The organism is Nonomuraea sp. NPDC054003 (assembly GCF_055585125.1).
Genome location: NZ_JBVJKR010000002.1, coordinates 268,298 through 293,688, shown reverse-complemented (window position 1 = coordinate 293,688; position 25,391 = coordinate 268,298). Strand labels below are relative to the sequence as shown.

The 25,391-nt window shown below is 72.2% G+C and carries 22 protein-coding genes and 1 riboswitch; of the genes, 5 read left to right on the top strand and 17 right to left on the bottom strand.

Annotation, left to right across the window (positions count from 1 at the left end; genetic code table 11):
• Positions 1-50: 50 nt before the first annotated feature.
• From ACZ6YG_RS05560 to ACZ6YG_RS05530, 7 genes are all read right to left on the bottom strand, one after another.
• On the bottom strand, positions 51-503 hold the full coding sequence (locus tag ACZ6YG_RS05560; protein WP_148032700.1) for a PH domain-containing protein: 453 nt from the start codon (positions 501-503) through the stop codon (positions 51-53).
• A gap of 20 nt (positions 504-523) precedes the next feature.
• A complete protein-coding gene (gene ribH / locus ACZ6YG_RS05555; RefSeq protein ID WP_219543398.1) occupies positions 524-994 on the bottom strand; it encodes a 6,7-dimethyl-8-ribityllumazine synthase in 471 nt (156 codons plus the stop codon).
• The gene (locus ACZ6YG_RS05550) at positions 991-2,232 is read right to left on the bottom strand and encodes a bifunctional 3,4-dihydroxy-2-butanone-4-phosphate synthase/GTP cyclohydrolase II (RefSeq protein WP_148032702.1); all 1,242 of its coding nucleotides are present in this window, start codon (positions 2,230-2,232) and stop codon (positions 991-993) included. The genes ribH and ACZ6YG_RS05550 overlap by 4 nt, the downstream gene beginning before the upstream one ends.
• Complete coding sequence (pnuC, locus tag ACZ6YG_RS05545; protein ID WP_148032703.1) at positions 2,229-2,873, bottom strand: nicotinamide riboside transporter PnuC; 645 nt, start codon at positions 2,871-2,873, stop codon at positions 2,229-2,231. Before pnuC ends, ACZ6YG_RS05550 begins: the two co-directional genes overlap by 4 nt.
• Complete coding sequence (locus tag ACZ6YG_RS05540) at positions 2,870-3,460, bottom strand: riboflavin synthase (protein WP_148032704.1); 591 nt, start codon at positions 3,458-3,460, stop codon at positions 2,870-2,872. The genes pnuC and ACZ6YG_RS05540 overlap by 4 nt, the downstream gene beginning before the upstream one ends.
• A complete protein-coding gene (gene ribD, locus ACZ6YG_RS05535; protein ID WP_466017307.1) occupies positions 3,461-4,555 on the bottom strand; it encodes a bifunctional diaminohydroxyphosphoribosylaminopyrimidine deaminase/5-amino-6-(5-phosphoribosylamino)uracil reductase RibD in 1,095 nt (364 codons plus the stop codon). It abuts the gene before it with no gap.
• A gap of 103 nt (positions 4,556-4,658) precedes the next feature.
• A riboswitch (FMN riboswitch) is annotated at positions 4,659-4,789 on the bottom strand.
• A 66-nt stretch (positions 4,790-4,855) separates the two neighbouring features.
• Positions 4,856-5,617, bottom strand: coding sequence for an oxygenase MpaB family protein (locus ACZ6YG_RS05530; protein WP_466017306.1), 762 nt, complete (start codon positions 5,615-5,617; stop codon positions 4,856-4,858).
• A gap of 318 nt (positions 5,618-5,935) precedes the next feature.
• On the opposite strand from ACZ6YG_RS05530, the gene ACZ6YG_RS05525 reads away from it, so the two are divergent.
• From ACZ6YG_RS05525 to ACZ6YG_RS05505, 5 genes are read left to right on the top strand one after another with little or no spacing between them, the layout of a single operon-like run.
• Positions 5,936-6,937: an ABC transporter permease gene (locus tag ACZ6YG_RS05525; RefSeq protein WP_148032706.1), complete on the top strand. Its 1,002-nt coding sequence runs from the start codon at positions 5,936-5,938 to the stop codon at positions 6,935-6,937.
• Positions 6,938-6,946: 9 nt separating this feature from the next.
• Positions 6,947-8,728, top strand: coding sequence for an ABC transporter substrate-binding protein (locus tag ACZ6YG_RS05520; protein ID WP_466017305.1), 1,782 nt, complete (start codon positions 6,947-6,949; stop codon positions 8,726-8,728).
• Between the two features lie 54 nt (positions 8,729-8,782).
• On the top strand, positions 8,783-9,763 hold the full coding sequence (locus tag ACZ6YG_RS05515) for an ABC transporter permease (protein WP_466017304.1): 981 nt from the start codon (positions 8,783-8,785) through the stop codon (positions 9,761-9,763).
• Positions 9,763-10,779 (top strand): ABC transporter ATP-binding protein, encoded by a 1,017-nt coding sequence (locus ACZ6YG_RS05510; RefSeq protein ID WP_466017303.1) that lies wholly within the window; start codon positions 9,763-9,765, stop codon positions 10,777-10,779. The genes ACZ6YG_RS05515 and ACZ6YG_RS05510 overlap by 1 nt, the downstream gene beginning before the upstream one ends.
• Positions 10,776-11,810 carry an ABC transporter ATP-binding protein gene (locus ACZ6YG_RS05505; protein ID WP_466017302.1) on the top strand — a complete coding sequence of 345 codons (1,035 nt, stop codon included), beginning with the start codon at positions 10,776-10,778 and terminating at the stop codon, positions 11,808-11,810. The genes ACZ6YG_RS05510 and ACZ6YG_RS05505 overlap by 4 nt, the downstream gene beginning before the upstream one ends.
• Before the next feature lie 31 nt (positions 11,811-11,841).
• Here the strand turns inward: ACZ6YG_RS05505 and rpe are convergent, their stop codons facing one another.
• The 10 genes from rpe to coaBC form a co-directional block, all read right to left on the bottom strand.
• Positions 11,842-12,501 (bottom strand): ribulose-phosphate 3-epimerase, encoded by a 660-nt coding sequence (gene rpe / locus ACZ6YG_RS05500; protein WP_466017301.1) that lies wholly within the window; start codon positions 12,499-12,501, stop codon positions 11,842-11,844.
• 82 nt (positions 12,502-12,583) lie between these two features.
• Positions 12,584-14,044, bottom strand: coding sequence for an RsmB/NOP family class I SAM-dependent RNA methyltransferase (locus ACZ6YG_RS05495; RefSeq protein ID WP_187281257.1), 1,461 nt, complete (start codon positions 14,042-14,044; stop codon positions 12,584-12,586).
• 151 nt (positions 14,045-14,195) lie between these two features.
• Positions 14,196-15,125: a methionyl-tRNA formyltransferase gene (fmt, locus tag ACZ6YG_RS05490; protein ID WP_466017300.1), complete on the bottom strand. Its 930-nt coding sequence runs from the start codon at positions 15,123-15,125 to the stop codon at positions 14,196-14,198.
• Between the two features lie 2 nt (positions 15,126-15,127).
• Positions 15,128-15,676: a peptide deformylase gene (gene def / locus ACZ6YG_RS05485; RefSeq protein WP_148032714.1), complete on the bottom strand. Its 549-nt coding sequence runs from the start codon at positions 15,674-15,676 to the stop codon at positions 15,128-15,130.
• 34 nt (positions 15,677-15,710) lie between these two features.
• On the bottom strand, positions 15,711-17,030 hold the full coding sequence (locus tag ACZ6YG_RS05480; protein WP_148032715.1) for a hypothetical protein: 1,320 nt from the start codon (positions 17,028-17,030) through the stop codon (positions 15,711-15,713).
• A 37-nt stretch (positions 17,031-17,067) separates the two neighbouring features.
• On the bottom strand, positions 17,068-18,573 hold the full coding sequence (locus tag ACZ6YG_RS05475; protein ID WP_466017299.1) for a serine/threonine-protein kinase: 1,506 nt from the start codon (positions 18,571-18,573) through the stop codon (positions 17,068-17,070).
• 49 nt (positions 18,574-18,622) lie between these two features.
• A complete protein-coding gene (locus ACZ6YG_RS05470) occupies positions 18,623-21,064 on the bottom strand; it encodes a primosomal protein N' (RefSeq protein ID WP_466017298.1) in 2,442 nt (813 codons plus the stop codon).
• A 1,085-nt stretch (positions 21,065-22,149) separates the two neighbouring features.
• Entirely contained in the window at positions 22,150-23,337 is a 1,188-nt protein-coding gene (gene metK, locus ACZ6YG_RS05465) for a methionine adenosyltransferase (RefSeq protein ID WP_148032718.1), read from the bottom strand.
• A 344-nt stretch (positions 23,338-23,681) separates the two neighbouring features.
• Positions 23,682-24,008: a hypothetical protein gene (locus ACZ6YG_RS05460; protein ID WP_246639248.1), complete on the bottom strand. Its 327-nt coding sequence runs from the start codon at positions 24,006-24,008 to the stop codon at positions 23,682-23,684.
• Positions 24,009-24,192: 184 nt separating this feature from the next.
• On the bottom strand, positions 24,193-25,389 hold the full coding sequence (gene coaBC, locus ACZ6YG_RS05455) for a bifunctional phosphopantothenoylcysteine decarboxylase/phosphopantothenate--cysteine ligase CoaBC (RefSeq protein WP_466017297.1): 1,197 nt from the start codon (positions 25,387-25,389) through the stop codon (positions 24,193-24,195).
• Positions 25,390-25,391 lie beyond the last annotated feature (2 nt).

The following is a 25,391-nucleotide window of genomic DNA, read 5'->3' as shown; positions in this document are numbered from 1 at the left end:
CCGTTTTCCTGATAATCGACGCCCTCTATGACGTGAAGTGAGGTCTCACGTCAGTCTTCGCGGGCCTCGCCGCGGTCGTGGATGAGGGCGGTGAGCTCGGCGATGGCGCGGCGGGCCGCGGGCTTCTCGGAGCCCTGGATGCCCATCGCGCCGATCGTCCGCCCGTCGGAGAAGTCGACACGGGGCCACGGGTCGCCCTGCACGAAGGTCACGTCGAGGACCTCGGGCCAGGTGTAGCGGTGGGTGCGGGCCGCGTTGACCAGGGTGACGCCCTCGTCGTCGGCCTCCACCCGCACCCGGCCGAGCAGGTGGAGCACGAACGCCACCGCGCAGCCGAACGCGACGATCGCGATGCGGTCGGCCAGCTGGAACGGCGGGGCGATGAGGATCGCCATCACCACCGCGCCGAGCACGATCAGGGTGGCGAAGGTGTAGGCGACGATCCTCCCCCGGCGCGGGCGCCAGACGACGGGCAGCGGGGGAGGTGGCACGAGCTCAGGCACGGTCGAGAATGTACCGCAGGTCAGCCGAGGGTCCGCAGGAGGAGTGCGGTCTCCAGCGCGGCGATCGCGGACTCGTAGCCTTTGTCCTCCTTGCTGTCCGGCAGCCCCGATCGGTCCAGCGCCTGGCCGAGGTTCTCGCAGGTGAGCACGCCGTTGCCGACCGGGGTGCGTTCGTCGAGCGAGACCCTGGTCAGCCCGGCCGTGACCGAGTCGCACACGTAGTCGAAGTGGGCCGTCTCGCCGCGGATGACCGCGCCCAGCGCCACCACCGCGTCGCAGCGGCGGGCCAGCGCCTGGGCGACCACCGGGAGTTCGAGCGAGCCGGGCACCCGCACCACGGTGGCGGTGGCGCCGGCGTCCTCACAGGCCCGCACCGCCCGGTCCACCAGCCGGTCGGTGATGTCGGCGTGCCAGCTCGCGGCCACCACCCCGACGGTCAGCCCGGACGCGTCGGGCGCCGTGGTGATCGCGGGACGTCCTTCGCCGCTCATGAGGCCTCCTGGGTGCCGCCGATGTCCGTGTGTTCGATGGAATGGCCCAGCCGGTCGCGCTTGGCCTGCAGATAGCGGGCGTTGTACGGGTTCACCGCGACCGGCATCGGCTCGCGGCCGAGCACCTTGATGCCGTAGCCGTCCATGCCCGTGACCTTGACCGGGTTGTTGGTGAGCAGCCGCACCCCCTTGACCCCCAGGTCGGCGAGGATCTGGGCGGCGTTGGAGAACTCGCGGGCGTCGATCGGCAGCCCCAGCTCGACGTTGGCGTCGACGGTGTCGACCCCGGCGTCCTGGAGGCTGTAGGCGCGCAGCTTGGCCAGCAGCCCGATGCCGCGGCCCTCGTGTCCGCGCAGGTAGACGACCACGCCGCGGCCCTCGGCCGCGATGGCCGCCATGGCGTGGTCGAGCTGCACCCCGCAGTCGCAGCGCAGCGAGCCGAACACGTCGCCGGTCAGGCACTCGGAGTGGGCGCGGACCAGGACGTTCTCGCCGTCGCCGAGGTCGCCGAAGACCAGCGCGACGTGCTCGCCGCCGTCGATGGAGCTGGAGTAGCCGTACGCCCGCCACATCCCGTACGCGTTGGGCAGGTTGGTCTCGGCGACCCGGGTGACCATGCTCTCGGTGCGCCGCCGGTAGTCGGCGAGCTGCTCGATGGAGATGAGCGCGAGGTCGTGCTCGTCGGCGAAGACGCGCAGCTCGGGCAGCCTGGCCATGGTGCCGTCGTCGTTGACCACCTCGGCCAGCACGCCCGCGGGGCTGAGCCCGGCGAGCCTGGCCAGGTCGACGGCCGCCTCGGTGTGGCCGCGCCTGACCAGCACGCCGCCCTCGTGGTAGCGCAGCGGGAAGACGTGGCCGGGCCGTACCAGCTCGTACGGCTCGGTCGCGGAGTCGGCGAGCGCCCGGATCGTCCTGGCCCGGTCGGCGGCCGAGATGCCGGTCGTGACGCCGTCGCGGGCGTCCACGCTGATCGTGTACGCGGTGCGCAGCCGCTCGCGGTTCTGGTGGACCATGAGCGGCAGGCCGAGCCGGTCGAGCTCGCGGCCCTCCATCGGCACGCAGATGACGCCGCTGGTGTGCCTGATGGTGAAGGTGAGCAGCTCGGGCGTGGCCCTGGCCGCGGCGAAGATGATGTCGCCCTCGTTCTCGCGGTTCTCGTCGTCGACGACCACGACGGGCCGGCCCGCCCTGATGTCCTCGATCGCCCGCTCGACCGGGTCGAGGATGCCCCCGGTCATGACGCCACCGCCACGGCCGGTGCGGAGGCGCGGTACTCGCGCAGCCACTTGACGAACCCGACCAGCACCATCACGAAGAAGATCGCGTACACCGCGCCCGAGACGTACAGCCCGGAGTTGAACGCGACCGGCACGCCCACGAGGTCGACGGCCACCCAGACGATCCAGAAGTCGACCAGCGCCCGGCCCTGCGCCCAGGTCGCGACCGCGCCGCCGACGAAGATGTAGGCGTCCGCGGCCACCACGGCCAGCGGGGCGTCCGGGTACCACGACAGGTTGAACGTCTTGAACAGCGCCGCCACCACGATCGTGCCGAGCACGGCCGCGGTGATCAGCACGAGCCGCTCGCGCCCGGTCGCGGGCCGCACGGCCAGCTCGTGCTGCTGGGTGCCCTGGCGCCACTTCCACCAGCCGTAGATCGCCAGCAGGCCGAACAGGGCCTGCTTGAGCGCGTTGCCGGTGACGTGCGCGCTGATGGAGGCGGCGAAGAGCAGGACGGCGCCGGTGAACTGCACCGGCCAGGTCCAGATGGACTTGCGCATGGCGAACACCACGGTCGCCAGCGCGCAGATGTTGCCGATCAGGTCGGTCCACCTCACGGGCAGGCCGAAGATGTCGATCGATGCGTCCGCCCAGCTCATCGGGCGCCCACCAGCCTCTCCACGTACTTCGCGATCACGTCGACCTCGAGGTTCACCAGGTCGCCCACCTGGCGCTCGCCCAGGGTGGTCAGCTTGAGCGTGGTCGGGATGAGGCTCACGCCGAAGCTTCCGTCGTCAACAGTCGTCACGGTCAGGCTGATTCCGTCGACGGCGATCGAGCCCTTCTCCGCGACGTACCTGCTCAGGGACGCGGGCAGGCTGAAACGCAGGTCGTCCCAGTTGTCGCCGGGCTCCCTGGACAGCAGTTCGGCGGTGCCGTCGACGTGGCCCTGCACGATGTGGCCGCCGAGCCGCTGGTCGGCCCGGACCGCGCGCTCCAGGTTGACCGCCCCGCCCTCCGACAGGGCGCCGAGCGAGCTGCGGTCGAGCGACTCCTTCATCACGTCCACGCTGAAGACGTCGCCGCGCACGTCCACGACCGTGAGGCAGACGCCGTTGACGGCGATCGAGTCGCCGTGACGGGCGTCGGAGGTGACCACGGGGCCGCGTACGGACATCCTGGCGCCGCCGCCGGCCGCCTCGACGGCGACGACCTCGCCCTTCTCCTCGATGATTCCGGTGAACATTCACTTCTCCCTGCGGGGGTGCGGGGGCGCGGGGCGTGCGACGAGGCGCACGTCCGGCCCGATGGGGGAAACCTCGTCGAAGATCAGGCGGTGCGCCTCGCCGATGGTGCGCACTCCGGCCTCGCCCAGCGCGGCGGCGCCGGCGCCGAGGAGGGCGGGCGCGACGTAGGCGACGACCCGGTCGACCAGCCCGCGGGCCAGGAACGCCCCGGCCAGCGTGGGGCCGCCCTCCAGGAACACGCTGACCACCTCGCGGGCGGCGAGCTCCTTGAGCAGGGCGTGCAGGTCGAGGCCGCGGCCGTCGCGGGGCACGCGCAGCAGGTCGGCGCCGAGGGTCGTGACGGTGTCGGCGGCCACGGCGACGAGCGTGGGGGCCGCGCCGTCGAGCACCCGCGCGGTGGCCGGTGTCCTGGCGTCCGGGTCGACGACCACGCGCAGCGGGCGGCCCTCGGTCAGGGCCGGCCTGGCGGTGAGCCGGGAGTCGTCGGCCAGCACGGTGCCGATGCCGGCCACGATCGCGTCGCTGCGGGCGCGCAGCCGGTGCACGTCGGCCCTGGCCTCGGGAGAGGTGATCCACTGGCTGGTGCCGTCGGCGGCGGCCGAGCGGCCGTCGAGAGTGGCGGCGAACTTCCACGTTACGTGCGGGCGGCCGAGCCTGGCCCAGGTCAGCCACTCGGCGTTGACCCGCTCCGCCTCCTCGGCCAGCACCCCGGCCGTCACGGCGACTCCGGCCGCGCGCAGCCGCCCGGCGCCGCCGGCGGCCTTCGGGTTGGGGTCGGCGACCGCGTGCACGACGCGGGCCACGCCCGCCTCCAGCAGCGCGCCGCTGCACGGGCCCGTCCGGCCGGTGTGGTCGCAGGGTTCGAGGGTGACGTACGCGGTGCCGCCCCTGGCCCGCTCCCCCGCCTCACGCAGGGCGGCGACCTCGGCGTGCGGCCCTCCCGCGTACGCGTGGAACCCCTCACCCGCGACCCGGCCGGCGGCGTCGAGCACGACGCAGCCCACGACGGGGTTGGGGCTGGTGTGACCGTGACCGCGGGCGGCCAGCTCGACGGCGCGCGCCATGTGGACCGCGTCATGCGGGGATCCCGCCACCGGGGGCCTCCTACTCGCCAGTAGCTCCAAGCCGTGGCGGGCCCCGGGGGGTCGAACACGGTACGCGAACGCACCGTGGGGCACCCGGCGCAATGCCGGGCACCCGCGTGCTGCCTCCCATCCGGACTTTCACCGTCGGTCCCGGAATTTCACCGGGTCAACCGGCCGATGGCATCGGCCGGGTCGCGGACTGTCACCGCCGGTTCGGACTTTCACCGACCCCGGAGCACGCTAGCTCTGTCCATCCCAGTGTGCCATGTCCGAATTCATGCGCGCGACCGGGGCCTCCCCGTGATCGGCTCAGGCGGCCATGAGCTTGCGGGCGCGGCGGGCGTCGGGGCTGTAGCGGACGTTCGCGGGCACCAGGCCGATGCCGGCGTGCAGGGCCCGCAGCGTGGCGGTCGCCCACAGGTCGCCGACCGGCGTGGCGGGCAGCCCGTACATCCGCCTGGCCCAGCGCGGCAGCGTGGCGAAGGCGAGCACGGTCAAGGCCGGCACCACCGGCCGCAGCGTGGCGAGCAGGCCGGGCAGCGGCGTGTGCAGGGACGCCAGGAGCGGGTTCGCGGCCTCGGGGACCAGCCGCAGCCCCGGGCGGGCGGCCTCGATGTAGGCGCGCAGCCCGCCGACCGAGCCGGGCACGCTCAGCGGGTCCAGGCCGACGACCTCGGCGGCGCGCCGCCACTCGGCGACGAACGCGTCGGCGTCGGCGTCGCTGAGCCGCACGCCCGCCCGGCGGGCCACCGTCAGGTAGGAGTCGACCTCGCCGACGTGCACCCAGCGCAGCGACGCGGGCTCGTCGAGCCGGAACCGCTCGCCGGTGTCGGGGTCACAGCCTGTGAGCGTGGCGTGGATCTTGCGTACGCGGCGGCCGGCCTGCTCGACTTCGGCTCGTGTCCCGTACGTGCGCACGCGGACGAATTCTGTGGTCCGGACGAAACGCGACCATGCCTCGTCGGGATTCATGAAGGCGGAGTTCTGTATGACGCCGCGCATCGCGCGCGGGTGAAGGCTCTGCATGAGAAGCGCGCGGAACCCGCCGACCAGCAGAATCGGTTCACCCATCACCCGCCACGTCACGGACTCCGGCCCGAACAGCCCGTGGTCTTCCATGAGTAAGGGCCTACCCGCCAGGGCCGGGGGCTATGTCACAGGACTGTCGTGGTTGTGCCGCGATTCCGTGATTACTGAGCGTATAAACGGTTCTGATTCTTGCATCCGGTGATATGGCAGGTCAATGACTTTGCGAATACGACAAAGTCTATTTTTTACAACAAACTTACGAAAAACCGTGGAGGCATTGTCACAGAGTGAGATGACCTGAGAACGTCGCCTGTGGCCCGGAATTCCCGGATTTCGTACGTGCTGAGGGACCCCGACCACATGACGACACCGACGTCCACCGCGATCACCACCGACGCGACGTCCGTGACCGAAACCCAGGACACCGCCGGCCGGTCACCCGGCCGGCTGATGTGGACGCGTTTCCGCCGCGACCGCGTCGGCGTCACCTCCGCGGTGATCGTCATCTTCTTCTTCCTGGTGGCGATCTTCGCGCCCGTGATCTCGTGGCTGTACGGCAAGGACCCGTACACCCTGTACGGGCAGGACATCCCAGGACTGCTGAACGACTACGGCTACCCGATCCTGCCCAACGGCGGCATCAGCTCCGAGTACTGGTTCGGGCTGGAGCCGAGCCTCGGCCGGGACGTGTTCATGCAACTGGTGTACGGCATCAGGACGTCGCTCGGCATCGCCCTGGCCGCGACCCTGATCATCACCGCGCTCGGCATCGTGATCGGCATCGTGGCCGGCTACATCGGCGGCAGGACCGACTACTTCATCGGCCGGATCATCGACCTGACGCTGTCCTTCCCGTCGACGATCTTCATCATCGCGTTCACCCCGGTGGTGGAGAGCCTGCTGGTGCCGCCGGACGAGGAGACGCCGATCTGGCTGCGCGCCGTCTCGCTCACGATCATGCTCAGCGCCTTCGGCTGGGCGGGGCTGGCCCGGCTGCTGCGCGGTTACGTGCTGTCGCTGCGCGAGCGCGAGTTCGTCGAGGCCGCCAAGGTCACCGGCGCCTCGCCGGCCCGGATCGTGTTCAAGGAGCTGCTGCCCAACCTGTGGACGCCGATCCTCATCCAGTCGACGCTGCTGCTGCCCGCCATGGTGACGGCCGAGGCGGGGCTGTCGTTCCTCGGCGTCGGGATGGGTGAGCTGGTGCCCGACTGGGGGCGCATGTTCCTGCGGGCGACCCAGGTCTACCAGAACGACATCACGTACCTCATCTTCCCCGGCGTCGCGTTGTTGATCTTCGTGATCGCCTTCAACCTGCTCGGCGATTCCGTGCGTGACGCCTTCGACCCCAAGATCAAGCGCTAGAGGAGAGAGATGAACCACCGTACGAGGTCGGTGCTCGCGGTGCTCGCCGCGGCGTCGCTGACCCTGGTCGGCGCCTGCGCGCCGGGAAACCAGGGCGCGCCGTCGGCCGCCCCCAGCTCCGGAGAGTCGGCGCCGCCGCAGACGGAGTACAAGCCTGCCGTGATCACCCTGGGCACGGCCGAGGACTCGAAGGGCCCGGCCATCGAGCCGGAAGGCGTGGTCAAGGGCGGCACGGTCACCATGATCGACCGTGACGACTTCGCCCACCTGGACCCGGCCCAGAGCTACGTCAACACAGCGACGAACTTCCAGCTGCTCATCCACCGCGGCCTGACCGGCTACAAGCGGGTCGCCAAGGGCGAGTACAAGCTCGTGGGCGACCTGGCCACCGACGCCGGCCAGGTGTCCGACGGCGGCAAGACCTGGACCTTCACCCTCAAGGACGGGGTGAAGTGGCAGGACGGCACGCCGATCACGTCCGAGGACGTGAAGTGGACGATCGAGCGGATGTTCGCCCCGTTCATCACCCAGGGTCCCGCGTACATCCAGCAGTGGCTGACCGAGGAGGACTACAAGAAGGCGTACGAGGGTCCGTACGACGGCAAGCGGCTCGACGCGATCGAGACGCCGGACGAGAAGACGATCGTCTTCACCTTCAAGGCGCCGCACGCCGACGCCAACTACGCCTTCGCCATGGGCGGCTACGCCATCGTGCCCAAGGCCAAGGACACCAAGGAGAAGTACGACAAGGAGCCCTTCTCCTCCGGCCCGTACATCATCAAGTCCCACACCGTCGACAAGTCGATGGAACTGGAGCGCAACCCGCACTGGGACGCGAGCACCGACCCGGTCCGCGGCGCGTACCCGGACGTCTGGAAGCTGGAGTTCGGCCAGGAGAACCTGCAGATCACGGACCGGCTCGTCGCGGACAACGGCCCTGACCAGCAGGCGTTCACCTTCTACGCGGCGGTGCCGCCTGAGCGGCTGCAGCAGGTGCTCGCCGACGAGAGCCTGGCCGACCGGCGCATGGTCAGCCCCTCGCCCTACGGCAACTACTACTACTTCAACCTCGACCGGGTGAAGGACATCAAGATCCGCCAGGCGATCAACTACGCGTGGCCGTCGAAGCAGATCCAGCAGACGATGGGCGGCCCGGCCGCCGCGGCGCTGCCGACGACGATCCTGAACGAGAACACCACGGTCGGGTACGAGTCCTACGACCTGTACGGCAAGGCGGCCAAGCCCGAGGGCGACATCGAGAAGGCCAAGCAACTGCTGGCCGAGTCGAGCGACCCGAACCCGACCATCGTCTACGCGCACAACCAGACGCCGGTCCAGGAGCAGATCACGGTCGTGATCAAGAATGCCCTGGAGAAGGCCGGCATCAAGGTCGTGACCAAGCCGCTGGACCGCAAGACGTACTACGACTCGATCAGCCAGACCAAGAACGAGTTCGACCTGTACTGGGGCGGCTGGGGCTCCGACTGGCCGTCCGGCTCGACGGTGATGCCGATCATCTTCGGCCCGGTCAGCGACGGTGGCCAGAACATGACGCACCTGCGCGACCCGGAGCTGGACGCGAAGATGAAGGAGATCTCCGAGAACCCGGACATCGACGCGGCCAACGCCGCCTGGATGGCGCTGGACAAGGAGATCCAGGAGAAGCACGCGCCGCTGGTCGTGGCCGAGAACCGGATCGGGACCTGGCTGCACGGTTCCAAGGTCGGTGGTGCGGAGATCGACCCGCAGATGTGGATCGTCTCCCCGAACACCATCTTCGTGAAGCCGTAGTGCCACCGCCCCGGGCGTCCGTGCGGGCGCCCGGGGCACCCTCTTGGAGATCTCGTGCTTCGATTCCTCATCCGCCGCGTGCTGGGAGCGGCGGTCATCCTGCTGGTCATCTCGGCGGTGACCTTCTTCCTGTTCTACGCGATTCCCGCGGACCCGGCCCGGCTGGCCTGCGGCAAGGTGTGCCCGCCGGAGACGCTGGAGCAGGCCCGCCGCAACCTGGGCATCGACCAGCCGCTCCTGGTGCAGTTCGTGTCATGGCTGTCCGGGATCTTCGTCGGCCGTGACTACGAGGGCCTCGGCAACTGCCCGGCGCCCTGTCTCGGCTTCTCGTTCGTCAACAAGGCCCCGGTGTTCGAGACGATCATGGACCGGATGCCGGTCACGATCGCGCTCACGCTCGGCGCCGCGGTGATCTTCCTCATCTTCGGCGTGGCCACCGGCATCATCGCCGCGCTGCGTCAGGGCAAGCCGCTCGACAAGGTCGCCAGCGTGGCGTCGCTCATCGGCGCGTCGGTGCAGATCTACTTCGTCGGCACCCTGGCCATGTACCTGTTCGTCTACCAGACACAGGTCTTCTCCCAGCCCAAGTACGTGCCCATCACCGAGGATCCGCTCGGCTGGTTCAACGGGCTGTTGCTGCCCTGGCTGGTCCTGGCGCTCATCTTCACCGCGAACTACACCCGCATCACCCGCTCCACCATGGTGGAGAACCTCAACGAGGACTACGTCCGCACAGCAAGGGCCAAGGGCATGTCGGGGCGGAGCGTGGTGCTGCGGTTCGCGCTGCGCGGAACGCTCACCCCGGTCATCACGATCTTCGGTGTCGACCTGGGCACGCTCATCGGCGGCGCGATCATCACCGAGACCACGTTCGGCCTGCAGGGCATCGGGCGACTGGCGGTGCGCGCGGTCGACTACTCCGACCTGCCGACGCTGATGGCCACGGTGGTGCTCGCGGCCGGCGCGATCGTGCTGATGAACGTGGTCGTCGACTCCCTGTACGCCGTCATCGACCCCCGCGTGAGGCTGAGCTGATGTATCTCGAAGTCAACGACCTCACCGTCGACTTCCACACCGAGGACGGCGTCGTGCACGCCGTGGGCGGGCTCTCCTTCGAGGTCGAACGGGGCAGCACGCTGGGCATCGTGGGCGAGTCCGGCTCCGGCAAGTCGGTGACCAACCTGGCCGTGCTCGGCCTGCACAACCCGGAGACCGCGCAGATCTCCGGCAGCATCACGCTCGACGGCCAGGAGCTGCTGACGGCGTCCCGGTCCACGATGGAGCGGCTGCGCGGCAACAAGATCGCGATGATCTTCCAGGATCCGCTGACCTCGCTGTCCCCGTTCCACACGGTCGGCGCGCAGATCGCCGAGGTGTACCGCAAGCACAAGGGCGTCTCCAAGTCGGTGGCGCGGGACCGGGCCATCGAGATGCTCGACCGGGTCGGCATCCCGCAGCCGAAGCTCCGCGTCGACGAGTACCCCCACCAGTTCTCCGGCGGCATGCGGCAGCGGGCGATGATCGCGATGGCCCTGGTCTGCGGCCCCGGCCTGCTCATCGCCGACGAGCCGACGACCGCGCTGGACGTCACCGTACAGGCGCAGATCCTCGACCTGCTGCGCGAGCTGCAGGAGCAGACCGGCACCGCGATCATCCTGGTCACGCACGACCTGGGCGTGGTGGCCAGCACGGCGCACGAGGTGCTGGTCATGTACGCGGGCCGCGCCGTGGAACGGGGCACGATGCGCGAGGTGCTGCGCGAGCCCCGCCACCCGTACACGTGGGGGCTGCTCGGGTCCATGCCGAGCCTGCGCCAGGCGGTGGACGAGCCGCTGCGCCCGGTGCGCGGCACGCCGCCCAGCCTGATCAACGTCCCGCGCGGCTGCCCGTTCCACCCCCGCTGCGACTTCATGGAACTGCTGGGGCGCGAGGTGTGCACGGGTGAGCGGCCGGAGCTGTCGCCGCACCGCGGCCACGGCGACGCCTGCTACCTGCCGCTGAAGCAGAAGACGGAGATCCGCGAACGAGCGGCCGGTAAGGAGACGACGTGACGGAGAAGCTGCTGGAGCTGTCCGGCCTGGAGAAGCACTTCCCCGTCAGAGGCGGCGCGTTCATCAAGCGCCAGGTCGGCGCCGTGCACGCGGTGGACGGCATCGACCTGACCGTGCACAGCGGCGAGACGCTCGGCCTGGTCGGCGAGTCGGGTTGCGGCAAGTCCACCACCGGCCGGCTGGCCGCCCGGCTGCTGGAACCGACCAAGGGCACGGTCAGCTACCAGGGCCGCGACATCAGCCACGCCTCCCGGCGCGACCTGAAGCCGATCCGCTCCCAGATCCAGATGATCTTCCAGGACCCGTACTCGTCGCTCAACCCGCGCCACACGGTCGGGTCGATCATCAAGGGGCCGATGGAGGTCAACGGCATCGACCCGCCGGGCGGCCGGGAGGCCAGGGTCCGCGAGCTGCTGGAGATCGTCGGGCTCAATCCGGAGCACTACAACCGCTTCCCCCACGAGTTCTCCGGCGGCCAGCGCCAGCGCATCGGCGTGGCCCGCGCGCTGTCGGTGAACCCCAGGCTGATCATCGCGGACGAGCCGGTGTCGGCGCTGGACGTGTCGATCCAGGCCCAGGTGATCAACCTGCTCCAGCGGGTGCAGCGGGAGCTGGGCATCGCGTTCCTGTTCATCGCGCACGACCTGGCCGTGGTGCGGCACTTCTCGCAGCGGGTCGCGGTGATGTATCTCGGCAAGGTGGTGGAGATCGCCGACCGGGAGTCGTTGTACGAGCGGCCCCGGCACCCGTACACGCACGCCCTGCTGTCGGCCGTGCCCGACGCCGACCTGGACGCCCCGCCCCGCGAGCGCATCCGCCTGGCGGGCGACGTGCCCTCCCCGGTCGACCCGCCGTCCGGCTGCCGCTTCCGCACCCGCTGCTGGAAGGCGCAGGACACGTGCGCGACCGAGGAGCCGCCGCTGCTGCGGCTGTCGGGCAACCGCGACGGCCACCTGACCGCCTGTCACTTCCCCGAGGAGCCGACGACGGAGGGCGAGGACATCGTCCTCGACCCCGCGCTCCAGGACTGACCCGAAGCCCCCGCCTCGTGGCGGGGGCCGGTCAGGACGCCCCGTCGGCCAGGGCGCGCAGCGAGTCGATCGCCGCGACCGGGTCGTCGGCGCCGTAGACAGCGTTGCCCGCCACGAACACGTCGGCTCCCGCCTCCGCGCACCGCTCGATGGTGTCGCCGGCGATGCCGCCGTCGACCTGGAGCCACACCTGGCCGCCGTGCCGCTCGATGAGGTCCCGAGCCCGCCGGATCTTCGGCAGCACCATGTCGAGGAACGACTGCCCGCCGAACCCGGGCTCCACCGTCATCAGCAGCAGCATGTCGATCTCGCGGAGGAGATCCTCGTACGGCTCCACGGCGGTGGCCGGGTTGAGCGCGAGCCCCGCCCTGGCGCCCAGCGACCGGATCTCCCGCAGGGTGCGCACGGGGGCCGAGGACGCCTCCGCGTGGATGGTCACGCTCCCCGCCCCCGCTTCCGCGTACGAGGGCGCCCACCGGTCGGGGTCGTCGATCATGAGGTGGCAGTCGAGCGGCAGCGAGGTCGCCTTGCGCAGCGCCTCGACCACGGGCAGCCCGAGGGTCAGGTTGGGGACGAAGTGGTAGTCCATGACATCCACGTGCAGCCAGTCGGCGTTCGGCACCGCGGCGGCCTCGTCGGCGAGCCGCGCGAAGTCGGCGGAGAGGATGCTGGGAGAGATCTGTACGGCCATGATGCCCCGAGTCTATTGGGTGCCGGTGTCCCTGCCCCGCCCAGCGGGCCGTCTCACTTCCGCGTCGAGAGGACCTCGCCGGTCACGGGCGCTTGCGGAGCAGGGACAGGAACATCGCGTCGGTGCCGTGCCGGTGCGGCCAGAACTGCGCGTGCGGCCCCTCGCCGAGCCCGTCGATCCCCGGCAGGTAGTCGCGTGCGTCGAGCTGCTCCACGTCGTCCCTGCGGGCCAGCACGTCGCCCACCACCACCCGGGTCTCGGCCAGGTGCGGCGAGCAGGTGACGTAGGCGACGACCCCGCCGGGCCTGACCGAGTCCAGCGCGGTGCCGAGCAGCTCCCGCTGGAGCCGGCTCAGCTCGGCGACGCTCGACGGCTCGCGCCGCCACCGCGCCTCCGGCCGGCGCCGCAGCGCCCCCAGCCCGGTGCAGGGAGCGTCGAGCATGACCCGGTCGAACGCCCCCGGCCGCCACGCCGGCGCGGTGCCGTCAGCGGTGATCACCAGCGCGTCGTCCGTGGTCTGCAACACCAGCCGCGCCCGATGGTGCTGCACGTCACTGGCCATCACCCACGCCCCACCGGGGAACGCGCGGGGCGCTCCGCCACCCGGCCCCTCCTCGCCTCGCTGGGCCGACGGGGCCGCGAGTCCTTCGAGGTCGCCGTGGGTCGCGATGGCGTCGAGAAGGCCCGCCTTGCCGCCCGGGCCCGCGCACAGGTCGAGCCAGCGCTCGTCGCGGCCGTCGAGCGGGACGCGGGTGAGGGCGAGCGTCACGAGCTGGCTGGCCTCGTCCTGCACCGCGGCCCGGGTCTCGGCCACCGCCGCGATCTGGCCGGGGTCGCCTTCGGGCAGGTAGGCCCCGTACGGGGAGTAGCGGGCGGGCTCGGCCCCCGCGTCGCGCAGCTCCTTCGCCGAGGAGCGCCCGGGACGCGCCACCAGCGTCACCAGCGGACGGTCGTTGTCGGCGGCCATCAGATCCGCGGTCTCCGCGGCGTCCTCGCCCAGCGCGTCGCGGAAGGCGGTCACCACCCAGCGCGGGTGGCTGTGGGCGACGGCCAGGTGACCCGCCGGGTCACGCTCGGGGTCGGGCGCGACGATCGCCACCCACTCCTCCAGCGTCCGCCCGGCGATCTTGCGCAGCACCGCGTTGACGAACTTGGCCGCCCCCTGCCCGACGCGCAGCCGTACCAGGTCGACGCTGGTGCCGACGGCGGCGTGCGGCGGGACGCGCATCTTCAGCAGCTGGTGGGCGCCCAGCCGCAGCGCGTCGCGCACCGCCGGGTCGGGCGCGCGGTCGCCGCACACCTCGATGATCGCGTCGTAGGTGCCGAGCCCGCGCAGCGTCCCGTAGGTCAGCTCCGTGGCGAGCGCCGCGTCGCGCCCCCCGATGCCGCGCTCCCGCAGGAGCCGCGGCAGGAGCAGGTTGGCGTACGCGTCGCGCTCCGCCACGGCGCGCATGACGTCGAAGGCGGTGTTGCGCGCCTGGTCGCGGACCGGCCTGCGCGGCCTTCCCGCACCGCCCCTGCCCGCGGCACCCCGTGGTCTCATGCCCTCCGACTTTCCGTCACGCCTCGGCCGGCGACGCCCGCGCATCGACGAGGCCGGGCTTCCTTCGCTCCGAGCTCCGCGAACCCGGCGGTCACGCCCCGCGGGGCGTCCGCCTCACGGCCGGGCGCACCGTCTCGACAGATCTGGTCGCTCACCGGAGGCACTCCCGGGCCTCCGGGCGAACGCCGCGGGCCCACTCGACCGCGCTCATCAGGCGCTTGCCCTGGGGCTGGACCTCGCCCAGCTCGACCGGGTCGGTGGCGGTGCCGGCCAGGACGCGGTGCTTGCCGGCCGCCATCTCGCCGGGGGCGAGGCGCTCCTCTCCGGCGGCGACGCGCACCGGGCCGAGCTTGACCCGCTGGCCGCGGAACTCGGCCCATGCCCCCGGGCCGGGGGTGCAGGCGCGGATGAGCCGGTCGATCCTCATGGCGGGGGCGGACCAGTCGACGCGGGCGTCCTCAACGCTGATCTTGGGAGCGAGGCTCACCCCTTCGGACGGCTGCGGGCGTGCCTCCAGCTTGCCGTCCTCGATGCCGTCGAGGGTGGCGGCGAGCAGCCCGGCGCCGGAGACCGACAGCCGTTCGAGCAGGGCGCCGCTGGTGTCGCCTGGCCTGACCTCCTCGGTGACGACGCCGAAGACCGGACCGGCGTCGAGCTCCTTGACGATGCGGAACGTGGTCGCGCCGGTGATCTCGTCGCCGTGGAGCACGGCGTGCTGCACGGGGGCGGCGCCGCGCCAGGCCGGCAGGATCGAGAAGTGGAGGTTGACCCAGCCGTGCCGGGGGATGTCGAGCGCGGCCTGCGGCAGCAGCGCGCCGTACGCGACGACGGGGCAGCAGTCGGGCTCCAGGGCGCGCAGCCGGTCGAGGAAGGCGGGGTCGCCTGCCTTGACCGGGCGCAGCACCTCGATGCCGCTCTCCTCGGCCAGCTCGGCCACCGGCGACGGATGCACCTTGCGTCCGCGCCCCGACTGGGCGTCGGGGCGGGTGACGACCGCGACGACCTCGTGACGCGGCGAGTCGAGCAGGACGCGCAACGACGGCAGCGCCGTCTCCGGGGTGCCGGCGAAGACCAGCCGCATCGTCAGAGAGCCTTTCCGCCGGTCGGGTGGGGCGAGAACTTGACCGCGGGCGCCTGCAGCCCGCTCCACTCGGCCTCACGCACGGCCTTCATCGCGAGCTTGCGCTGCTTGGGGTCCATCCGGTCGATGAACAGGATGCCGTCGAGGTGGTCGGTCTCGTGCTGGAAGCAGCGCGCCATCAGGTCGGTGCCCTCCAGCACGACCGGCTCCCCGTGCATGTCGAAGCCCTTGGCGACGGCGCGGATCGCGCGCGGCGTCGGGAAGGACAGGCCGGGGAAGGACAGGCAGCCCTCCTCGCCCTCCTCGTCGAGCTCGCTGGACAGGTCGAGGTCGGGGTTGATGAGGTGGCCCAGCTGGTCGTCCACGTAATAGGTGAACACCCGCAGCCCGACGCCGATCTGCGGGGCGGCGAGGCCGGCGCCCGGCGCGTCCATCATCGTGTCGGTGAGGTCTTTGACGAGCTTGCGGAGCTCCTTGTCGAAGTCGACCACCGGAGCCGCCGGGGTGCGCAGCACCGGGTCTCCGAACAGCCGGATCGCCTGGATCGCCAAGGGTCACTCCGTTTCTTCGAGGGATCAGCTCAGTTTAGTGGGCGAACGAGCGAGCCTTCATCGCCGCTTTGCGCGCGGCCTTGACGACGGCCTCGTCGCCGTGGGCGCGGGCGAGCATGTCGAGCACGGCGACGGTGTCGGGGTGGCCGACGGAGGGCATCTCGGCGACGAGGCGGATGAGGTCCTCGCGGGGTTCGGGCGTGTCGAGCCGGTCGGCGGCGTGACCGGACAGATGCATGAGGGCGGCCAGCGAGTCGACGGCGATCCAGGTGTGGTCCTCAGGGCTGAGCGGGGGCGCGTCGAGGTCGCGGATGTGCAGCCAGGAGGCGGCGTAGCGGCGCATGAGCGGCAGATCGAGCGCCTCGCGCAGGGGCGACTCGGCCTCGGGGCCGAGCTCCTCCAGGACGGCTCCCACCGCGCCGCGCCGGCCGGCGGTGCCCTCGGCGGCGATGGCGATCAGCTCGCGCGCGGCCTCCTCGGGCGGGCGGCGCTCCAGCCACCCCGCCACCGCGCTCTGCGTGGCGGACCCGCTGACCAGGGCGTCGACCAGCTCGGCCGCGGTCAGGTCGGCGAACACCTCGACCTCCGCGGAGGTGGGCGCGTCGTGGCCCTCGCGCAGCAGATCGCGCCTGATGGCCCAGACGCCGAGCGGGGTGAGCGCGGTGCGGCCGGCGGCGGTCTGCTCGACCACGCCGCAGTAGGCCAGCAGCGACAGCGCCTGCAGCAGCTCGCCGGGCAGGTCGGCGGCCATCCGTCGCATCCCGGTCTCGCCCGGGGCGCAGGCGACCTCGTGGGACTGCAGGATGCCGCGGGCCAGGTTGGCGACCGCGACGCCGGACCGTACGGAATAGATCGTGGCGAGCATCTCGGCCAGGTGGCCGTCGACGACGGCGGAGCCGGTCAGGCCCTCGTCCGCGCGGTCGAGGACGTCCATGACCACGCCGTCCCAGAACTCGAGCGTGGCCTCGACGGTCAGCCGCTGCGGCAGCGGACCGCGGGAGGCGCGGCCGCCGAGGATCTGGAGCAGGCCGGTGTTGACGGCGACGATCCAGACGAGGCGCAGGCGGGAGGGGTCGAGCCCGAGCTCGGCGGCGGCGGCCGCGGCGTCGGCCTCGGTCGGCAGGCCCTCGGGGGTGACGGGGCGGGTGCCCGTCCAGCCGGCCAGGCGCACCGCGTCGGCGACGAGCGGCACCTGGGGAACCGCCCTCGCCAGCTCGGCGTCGTCGGCGAGGGTGACAGGCGGGAAGGTGAGCGCCTCGTGCTCCACGGGCGTCTCCTCAGGCGGCCCCGGCGGAGCGGCCTGCTCATCGATCAGCTTGCGCAGCTCGGCGAGGTCGAAGACGTTGTTTGCCACCCACGAAACTTACTGCACGTGAGTCACAGAGGCGTACTCAACGGATGGCCCGCGAGCGTGCCTTGAAAGCGGCCTTGCGCGCGGCCTTGGCCGTGGTGGTGTCGGGCAGCGAGCGCCCGAGCAGCTCCAGGACCTCGACCACGTCGGGATGGTCCACCTGCCACATCTCCTCGATCAGGTGGGCGGGCGGGCCCGAGGCGCCCATGTTCTCGGCGAAGATCTCCGGGGCCTCCTGGGCGTGCGGCATCGCCAGCGCGAGCATGTCGACGCTGACCCAGAGCAGCTCGTCGTGGGTGAGATGCGGGGCGGGCAGGCCGCGCGAGATGAGCCAGTGGATGGCGTGCGGCCGGAGCTCGGGTTCGTCGAGGCCGCCGCGCACCGCGGGCTCGGCCCCGGCGCCGAGCCGGTCGACGATGGTGACGGCGATCCCGCGGGCGACGGCGGGCGCTCCCGAGGCGGCGTCGAACAGCTCGGCCGCGGCCTCTTCGGGGCTCCTGGCGGCCAGCCAGCGGTCGATGTCGGACTCGGCCAGCTCGGCAGGCACGCCGTCGAGCAGCCCTTCGATGAGCCCGCGCGCGTCGGCCTCGGCCAGGTCGGGCGCCTGCGGCGCGTCGAGTCCGAGCGCGAGGTAGTGCTCGCGCAGCGCCCACACGGCGGCGGGGGTGAGCCCGGCCGCTGGGTGGGCGCCGTCTCCGGTGAGGCGTACGAGGCCGCACCAGGCAAGGCGGGCGAGCACGGCGGGCACGTCCACCTCGTCCTCGACGAGCTCCTCCAGGTATTCGCCGATCACCTCGGCGGGCACCGGGGCCTGCACCCGGTAGAGCATGTCGAACAGGTCGTAGAGCTCCTCGTCGACGCCCGCCGAGCCGGTGACCCCGCCGCCCGTGTCGCCCTCCATCAGGTGGGCCACGACGGCCGCCCACCTGCCCAGCGGGCCGCCGGGCGCGCGCAGCCCTTCCAGGTAGGGGACCGCGCCGCGGTCGAGCGCGGCCAGGAGCGGGACGCCGCGCAGCTCCGCCTCCAGCTCCTCGGGCGCGGCCGGCCGGACGGCGGGACGCGGGGTGCAGCCGGGGCAGTCGCAGGGCGCCTCCCCCAGATCGGGCACCTCACCGGACGGGATGGCGATGGACTGCTCCAGGGATTCGGGCCCGATGGAGCTGAACAGGCTCTTGGCCATGCCGAAGTTGGCCGTGTCGGCCAGGGCGTCGGGCATGCGGGTCTCGATGTCGGCCAGCCGCTCGCGCATGGCGGCGGCGGTCTCGTCGCCGACCTCGCCCGACTCCTGCAGGTAGCGGACGAGCGTGCGCCCGGCGGCCACGGTCTCCTCGGCGCTCTCCGGGGGCGCGATGACCTTGCGCGGATAGATGGACAGCAGCAGCTCGTCGAACGTGGCGGGCGTGAAGTCGGCGAGCTTGTTGACGTTCAGGTAGTCGCTGGCGTAGTCGCAGAGCAAGCGGACCTCGTCCGCGTCCACCTCGACGCCCCGGGCGCGCCCCCAGGCGCGCAGGTCGTCGATGGCCGAGTTCACCCATTCGATCGACACACAGGCACGCTAACGGCTGGCTTACGGATGAGCGAATCGGGGAAACGGTCTAAATCAGGTCGAGGGGGTCGACACACACCTTCACCACCTCTGCTGCCTTTCTCGCGGCACGCACCCCGCTGGCCCCTTTGAGCGCGGCGGCCAGAGCGGCACCTCCACCGCGCGGCACCCGTACCATGGCGCGTTCCCGGCCCGCGTCGTCGACCGGCACCGGGCCGAGCACCTGCGCTCCCCCGGGCAGCCGGGACTCCTCCAGCATCTGCCGCACGGCCGAGGCCGCGCCGGTGAGCGTGGCCATCCGCACCGCGGGCGGGAAGCCCAGCTCGGCGCGGTCGGCGAGTTCGCGTTCTGCGTGCGTGACCGGGTCCCAGCGCACCAGCGCCTGCACGGCGGGCAGCGCGGCGTCGGCGAGCACCACGAGCTCGGCGGCCGGGCGGAGCAGGGCGGCGGCGTTCATCCACCGGCGCACCGCCTCCTCCCCCGCCCGCAGGTCGGCCCGGCCCAGCAGCGCCCACCCGTCGAGCAGCACGGCCGCCGCGTACCCGCCCTCGGCGACCGGCTCCGCCCCCGGCGTGGCCACCACCAGCGCGGGACCGGCGGGCAGCCGGGCCAGCACCCCGTCCCGCCCCGACGTCCGCACCGGCACGGACGGGAACGCCCTGCCCAGCTCCTCCGCCGTGCGCCGGGCCCCCACCACCACGGCACGCAGCCGGTGGCTCCCGCAGGCCGGGCACTTCCAGGCGGCGTCGACCCGCCCGCACCAGCGGCAGTAGGGCGCCGCATGCCCGGTGCGCAGCGCCAGCGGCCCGTGACAGAACTCCTCGGCCCCCCGGCCCCCCTCCCCAGGCCCCGCTTCCCCGCCGTCGGGCCCGCCGCGACGCGCCCCGTCCGGAGCCGGTGCTTCCCCACCATGACGTGAGCCACCCGGAACCGCGTCCCGCGACCCGCCGCCCGCTTCTCCGCCGTCGGGCACGCCACGGCGTGACCCGCCCGGAGCCGCGTCCCGCGACCCGCGCCCCGCCTCGCCGCCATCGGGCACGCCACGGCGTGACCCACCCGGAGCCGCGTCCCGCGACCCGCGCCCCGCCTCGCCGTACGTGTCCTGACGCGACCCGGCCGCGCCCTCCCCGGTCTCCTCGTACGGGAGCTGTCCCTCGCCGGAGGGCGGGCCGGCCCATTCCAGGGCGCTCATGCGGGTCGGCGGGTGGGCGCACCGGGCGGGGGCGCGGCAGTGCGCGCACGCCAGCGCGGGCAGGTATCCCCGTCTGGGGACCTGCACCAGGACGGGCCCGTGGTCCAGGCCCTGACGCAGCGCCCGCCACGCCACGCTGGGCAGCCTCGCCGCCCGCGCCGCCTGGTCCCTGGCCAGCTCGGCGTCCTCCCCCGCGGCGCGCACGCGCGGCGCCCTGCGCCTGATCTCCTGCCTCGCGGCCACGATCGGCCGCGCCCACCGGGCCGCGATGAGCTGCGTGGCCTCGGCCGTACGCGCGTATCCGCCGATCAGCATGGCCGCGCCGGTCCGGTGCGCGCGCAGCCCGAGCACCTCACGGGCGTGCGGGTACGGGGCCAGCCGTTCGGCGTGCAGGTCGTCCCCGTCGTCCCAGACAGCCACCAGCCCGAGCCGTTCGACGGGCGCGAACATCGCCGCCCGCGTGCCCACCACCGCCCGCGCCTGACCGCGCAGCACGCTCAGCCACCGCCGATACCGCTCGGCCGGGCCCAGGTCCGAGGTGAGCGCCACATGCCGTCCGGGCCCCAGCGCCCGGCTGAGCTCCTCGTCGAGCAGCGCCACGTCCTTGCCGTCGGGCACCACGGCCAGCGCGCCCCTGCCACCTTCCAGGGTCGCCCGCACCGCTTCGGCGAACCCCGTCGCCCATCCGCCCCCGCCGGGCAGCGCCGTCCACACCGCGCGCGGCGCCCTCCCGTTGCGCAGCGCGTCGATGAACGAGGGGCCCATCGGATAGTCCGCCCACGTCCCCGCATCGGGAGCATCCTGTGGTTCGGGCTCCCGCTCGGACGCGGCCTGCTCGCCCGAGGTCTCGGGAACGGGGCGGGTGGCGGCCTCCGTCCTGGCGTGGCGGGGCGGGATCGCGAGGCGGAGGACGTCGCCCAGCGTGCCCGCGTAGCGGTCGGCCACAGCCCTGGCCAGCCCCGCGACCTCGGGCGTCAGCACCTGCTCAGGTGAGACGACGCGTTCGAGCGGCGTCAGCTTGCCCGCGTGGTCGCTCTGCCCGGCCCGCTCCAGCAGGAACCCGTCGACCAGCTTGCCCGCGAACCGCACCCGCACCCGCACCCCCGGCCGCGCCGTGTCGTGCATGGCGGCGGGCACCAGGTAGTCGAACGGCCGGTCCAGGTGAGGCAGCGGGTTGTCCACGGCCACCCGGGCGACGGGCAGCTCGGCGGCGGGGACGACGGCTCCCTTGGCCCCTTTCGGCGACGCCGCGGGCCGCACGGCGTCGAGCGGCAGGAGCGCGTCGTCGGAGTCGGTCACGCACTACGTCTACCAGACGCGACGGCCCGGAACGCCCGCCCCTTCCCCCAGACCTGCCTGCCCCGACCAGCCCTCGTCCAAGGATCCACTCGGGAGCGGGCGCCGAACCTGGCCGTGGCCCAACGGCGAGGACGAAGCAAGCCGGGCGGCCGCAGCCTCACGGTCAGCCGCTCATGACAGGGTGGCCGCGCTGAGACGTTCAGGGGAAGGACTTCCTTCGACGGCGCGGACCCTGCATGAACGGTCGTGCACATCACATGATCGGCCCGCCGCGACATCGCGGGGCAGACCACGGAGACGGCGGCATCGAACCCCACGACAGAGCCCGAGCCCCGAAGGAGCGTCCCTCATTCCCACCGAGCACCGAAGGCGCGACGAACCTGGCGAAAACGCCCCTACGCCGAAAACACGACAACCTCTCGTGGCACCGAGTGCGGAAGGCCCGGCATCCTTTCGGGAGCACCGGGCGCAGGCCGGAAGCAACCTTCCCGGAGCGCCGAGTGCGGGAGGGGGCAGCTCTCCCAGAGCGCCGAGTGCAGGACGGCAACACCCGTCACGGCGCGCCAGGCACAGGACGAAAACAACCCATCGAGAGCGCCAGGCACAAGAGGGAAAAGCAGGCCCCCGACGCACCACGGCACGGACGGAAACAACCTTCCCGACGCACCACGGCACAGAACCGAAGCAACCCTCCCGGCGCGCCCGGCGCGGGAGGAGGCAGCTCTACGGGAGCACTTGCGCCAAGGGGCGCGGGAGCTTCCAGGGGCGGGGAGCTCCCGAGCGTGCCGGATGTCAAAGGCCGGCGGCGGTGCGGAGGATTTCGGCGCGGGTCGGTGGACTCGCAGAAGGAGCCCTCGCGGCCGAAGCGGCCGTAGGCGGCGAGCAGGGACGGCGGCCCTCCCGCCACACACGCACAGGAGGGAAAGAACCCTCCCGCCGCACGACGCACAGGACGGAAACAACCTTCCCGGAGCGCCAGGCACAGGACCGGAGCAACCCTTACAGAACGCCAGGCCCGGGAAGGGAGGCAGCCCTGCGGGAGCGCCTGCGCCGGGAGGGCGCGGGAGCTCCCGAGGTGCCGGGTGTCAGAGGCCGGCGGCCGTGCGGAGGGTCTCGGCGCGGTCGGTGGACTCCCAGGAGAAGCCCTCGCGGCCGAAGTGGCCGTAGGCGGCGGTCTCGGAGTAGATCGGCCGCAGCAGGTCGAGGTCGCGGATGATCGCCGCGGGACGCAGGTCGAACACGTCGAGGACGGCCGTCTGGATCTTCTCCACCGGCAGCTTCTCGGTGCCGAAGCACTCGACGAACAGGCCGACGGGCTCGGCCTTGCCGATCGCGTACGCGACCTGGACCTCGCAGCGGTCGGCGAGCCCGGCGGCCACGACGTTCTTGGCGACCCAGCGCATGGCGTAGGCGGCCGAGCGGTCGACCTTGGACGGGTCCTTGCCGGAGAACGCGCCGCCACCGTGACGGGCCGCGCCGCCGTAGGTGTCGATGATGATCTTGCGGCCGGTGAGGCCGGCGTCGCCCATCGGGCCGCCGATCTCGAAGCGGCCGGTCGGGTTGACCAGCAGGCGGTAGCCGTCGGTCTCGATGTCGAGCCCCGCGAGCACGACGTCGACGACGTGCTCCTTGATGTCGGGGGTCAGCATCTCCTTGAGGTCGATCTCGGCGGCGTGCTGGGTGGAGACCACCACGGTGTCGAGGCGGACCGGCCGGTCGCCGTCGTACTCGACCGTGACCTGGGTCTTGCCGTCGGGGCGGAGGTAGGGCACGGTGCCGGACTTGCGGACCTCGGACAGGCGCAGGGCCAGGCGGTGGGCGAGCATGATCGGCAGCGGCATCAGCTCGGGCGTCTCGCGGCAGGCGTAGCCGAACATCAGGCCCTGGTCGCCCGCGCCCTGGCGGTCGAGCTCGTCGACGTCACCCTCGACGCGGTGCTCGTAGGCGTCGTCGACACCCTGGGCGATGTCGGGCGACTGCGCTCCGATGGACACCGACACGCCGCAGGAGGCGCCGTCGAAGCCCTTGTAGGAGGCGTCGTAGCCGATCTCCAGGATCTTCTCCCGGATGACGCCGGGAATGTCGACATAGGTCTCGGTCGTCACCTCGCCCGCGACGTGGACCTGGCCGGTGGTGATCATCGTCTCGACGGCGACCCGGCTCTTGTGGTCGTCCTTGAGCATGGCGTCCAGGATCGCGTCACTGATCTGGTCGGCGATCTTGTCCGGATGGCCCTCGGTGACCGACTCGGAGGTGAACAGGCGACGTGACAACTCAGTGGCTCCTCATGCAGCGGCTGCTGACGGATTTAAGGGCTCAAGACGGGTTGGCACGCCAGAGCCTCGCAGAAGTCTAGCCGTACCCGGCGCCTCGCCGCGAAACCGTCCACGATCGTTACGCCGGGGATCCCTCCTGCGCGGCCCATGCCACGCTCCAGCGGTTCCGCTCCATCGGGCGTGTCACCGCGGGCGGTGGTCCCGCAGTCACTCCGCGAGCGCTCGGCCCGCCCGGCGGCCAGGCTGCCGACCGCGTACGGACGAAGGAGCCAGCGTACGAACGAAGGAGCCCGCGTACGGACGAGGGAGCCAGCGTAAGTACGAAAAGGAGCCCGCCCCGGTCAAAGGTGGGGAAGGGGATCCGGGGGAAGCGTCTCGGGCGCGAACACCTCCGCGTCGGCGGCGGCGACCACGGCGGCGTATTCGTCGTCGAACTCGAAGGTCATCTCCCCCAGTTCGATGACGGGCCCCGGCGCCAGCGTGATCGGCCCGAGCCGCGTGTCGCGCGGGTACATCGCGTACACCGAGATCGGCCGGTCGCCGCGGAACATCCGCGTGGACAGCACCGCCACGGCCAGGTCCGTGACCACGATCAGGAAGTTGGCCGAGCCGCCCGGCCCGACGGACAGCGCGGGGAACACGTAGCGGATCGCGCCTTTGTGTCCCATAACCGTCCTGCAGCGGTCTCTGACAGCAGAATTCACCGGCATGCCGCCCCCCTTCGCCCCAGTATCAGCAGGCATTCCGGAAAGCTGCAACAGGTGATAGGGCAATCGTTCTAACCCATTTGTCCCGTACGTCCCGCGCGTAGGAACGGTCACCTTCCCCGGCGCCGCACGGGCGGAAAAGAGATCAGCGCAGCCGGGGGGCGACGGCGTCCCAGACGGCGTCGGCGATGTCGTCCTTGGGACCGCGCGGGACCTCGACCGGCTCGCCCCCCGCCACCAGGATGGTGGCCGCGTTGTCGGGGGTGCCGAAGGCGAGACTCTCGCCGACCTCGTTGACGACGAGCAGGTCGCAGCCCTTGCGGGCGAGCTTGGCCTGGCCGTTGGCGAGCACGTCGTGGGTCTCGGCGGCGAACCCGACGAGCACCCGGGGCGAATCCCCGCCCCGCTCCTTGCGACGGCCGCCCAGCTCGGCCAGGATGTCGGGGTTCTTGGCCAGGTGGATGGGGGCGGGCTCGCCGTCCGTCTTCTTGATCTTGGCGTCGTGGCGCTCGGCGGGCCGGAAGTCGGCGACCGCGGCGGCCATCACCACCACGTCGGCGTCGTCGGCCGCGGCGAGCACCGCCTCCCGCAGCTCGGCGGCCGACCCGACGCGCACGACCGCGGCGCCGGCCGGGTCGGGCAGCGTCACGTTGGCGGCCACCAGCGTCACCTCGGCGCCCCTGGCCACGGCGGTGCGCGCGAGCGCGTACCCCTGAAGGCCGGAGGAGCGGTTGCCGATGTAGCGGACCGGGTCGATGGCCTCGCGGGTGCCGCCGGCGGAGACGACGACCCTGTGGCCGGCGAGGTCGAGCGGGCGTCCGCGCAGCGCGCGCACGCAGACCTGGAAGATCTCGGCGGGGTCGGGCAGCCGCCCGGGGCCCGTGTCGGCGCCGGTGAGCCGGCCGACGGCCGGGTCGATCACGACCGATCCGCGCTCGCGCAAGGTGGCGACGTTGGCGCGGGTGGCCGGATGCTGCCACATCTCGGTGTGCATCGCGGGCGCGAACACCACCGGGCAGCGCGCGGTCAGCAACGTGTTGGTGAGCAGGTCACCGGCGAGCCCATGGGCCGCCTTGGCCAGCACGTCGGCCGTGGCGGGCGCGACCACGACGAGGTCGGCCGCCTGGCCGATGCGCACGTGGGGCACCTCGTGGACGGACTCCCAGACGTCGGTCGTCACCGGGTTGCCCGACAGGGCGGCCCAGGTGGGCTCTCCGACGAACCTCAGGGCGTCGCGGGTGGGGACCACCCGCACCTCGTGCCCGGATTCGGTGAACAGGCGCAGCAGCTCGCACGCCTTGTAGGCGGCGATGCCGCCGCTGACACCAAGGACGACCTTCATCG

What these genes read in the sequence shown, in the direction of transcription:
- ribH (WP_219543398.1), bottom strand. Translation starts at nt 994, where the DNA reads ATGAGCGGCGAAGGACGTCCCGCGATCACCACGGCGCCCGACGCGTCC.
- ACZ6YG_RS05550 (WP_148032702.1), bottom strand. Translation starts at nt 2,232, where the DNA reads ATGACCGGGGGCATCCTCGACCCGGTCGAGCGGGCGATCGAGGACATC.
- pnuC (WP_148032703.1), bottom strand. Translation starts at nt 2,873, where the DNA reads ATGAGCTGGGCGGACGCATCGATCGACATCTTCGGCCTGCCCGTGAGG.
- ACZ6YG_RS05540 (WP_148032704.1), bottom strand. Translation starts at nt 3,460, where the DNA reads ATGTTCACCGGAATCATCGAGGAGAAGGGCGAGGTCGTCGCCGTCGAG.
- ACZ6YG_RS05530 (WP_466017306.1), bottom strand. Translation starts at nt 5,617, where the DNA reads ATGGGTGAACCGATTCTGCTGGTCGGCGGGTTCCGCGCGCTTCTCATG.
- ACZ6YG_RS05525 (WP_148032706.1), top strand. Translation starts at nt 5,936, where the DNA reads ATGACGACACCGACGTCCACCGCGATCACCACCGACGCGACGTCCGTG.
- ACZ6YG_RS05520 (WP_466017305.1), top strand. Translation starts at nt 6,947, where the DNA reads ATGAACCACCGTACGAGGTCGGTGCTCGCGGTGCTCGCCGCGGCGTCG.
- ACZ6YG_RS05510 (WP_466017303.1), top strand. Translation starts at nt 9,763, where the DNA reads ATGTATCTCGAAGTCAACGACCTCACCGTCGACTTCCACACCGAGGAC.
- rpe (WP_466017301.1), bottom strand. Translation starts at nt 12,501, where the DNA reads ATGGCCGTACAGATCTCTCCCAGCATCCTCTCCGCCGACTTCGCGCGG.
- ACZ6YG_RS05495 (WP_187281257.1), bottom strand. Translation starts at nt 14,044, where the DNA reads ATGAGACCACGGGGTGCCGCGGGCAGGGGCGGTGCGGGAAGGCCGCGC.
- fmt (WP_466017300.1), bottom strand. Translation starts at nt 15,125, where the DNA reads ATGCGGCTGGTCTTCGCCGGCACCCCGGAGACGGCGCTGCCGTCGTTG.
- ACZ6YG_RS05460 (WP_246639248.1), bottom strand. Translation starts at nt 24,008, where the DNA reads ATGGGACACAAAGGCGCGATCCGCTACGTGTTCCCCGCGCTGTCCGTC.
- coaBC (WP_466017297.1), bottom strand. Translation starts at nt 25,389, where the DNA reads ATGAAGGTCGTCCTTGGTGTCAGCGGCGGCATCGCCGCCTACAAGGCG.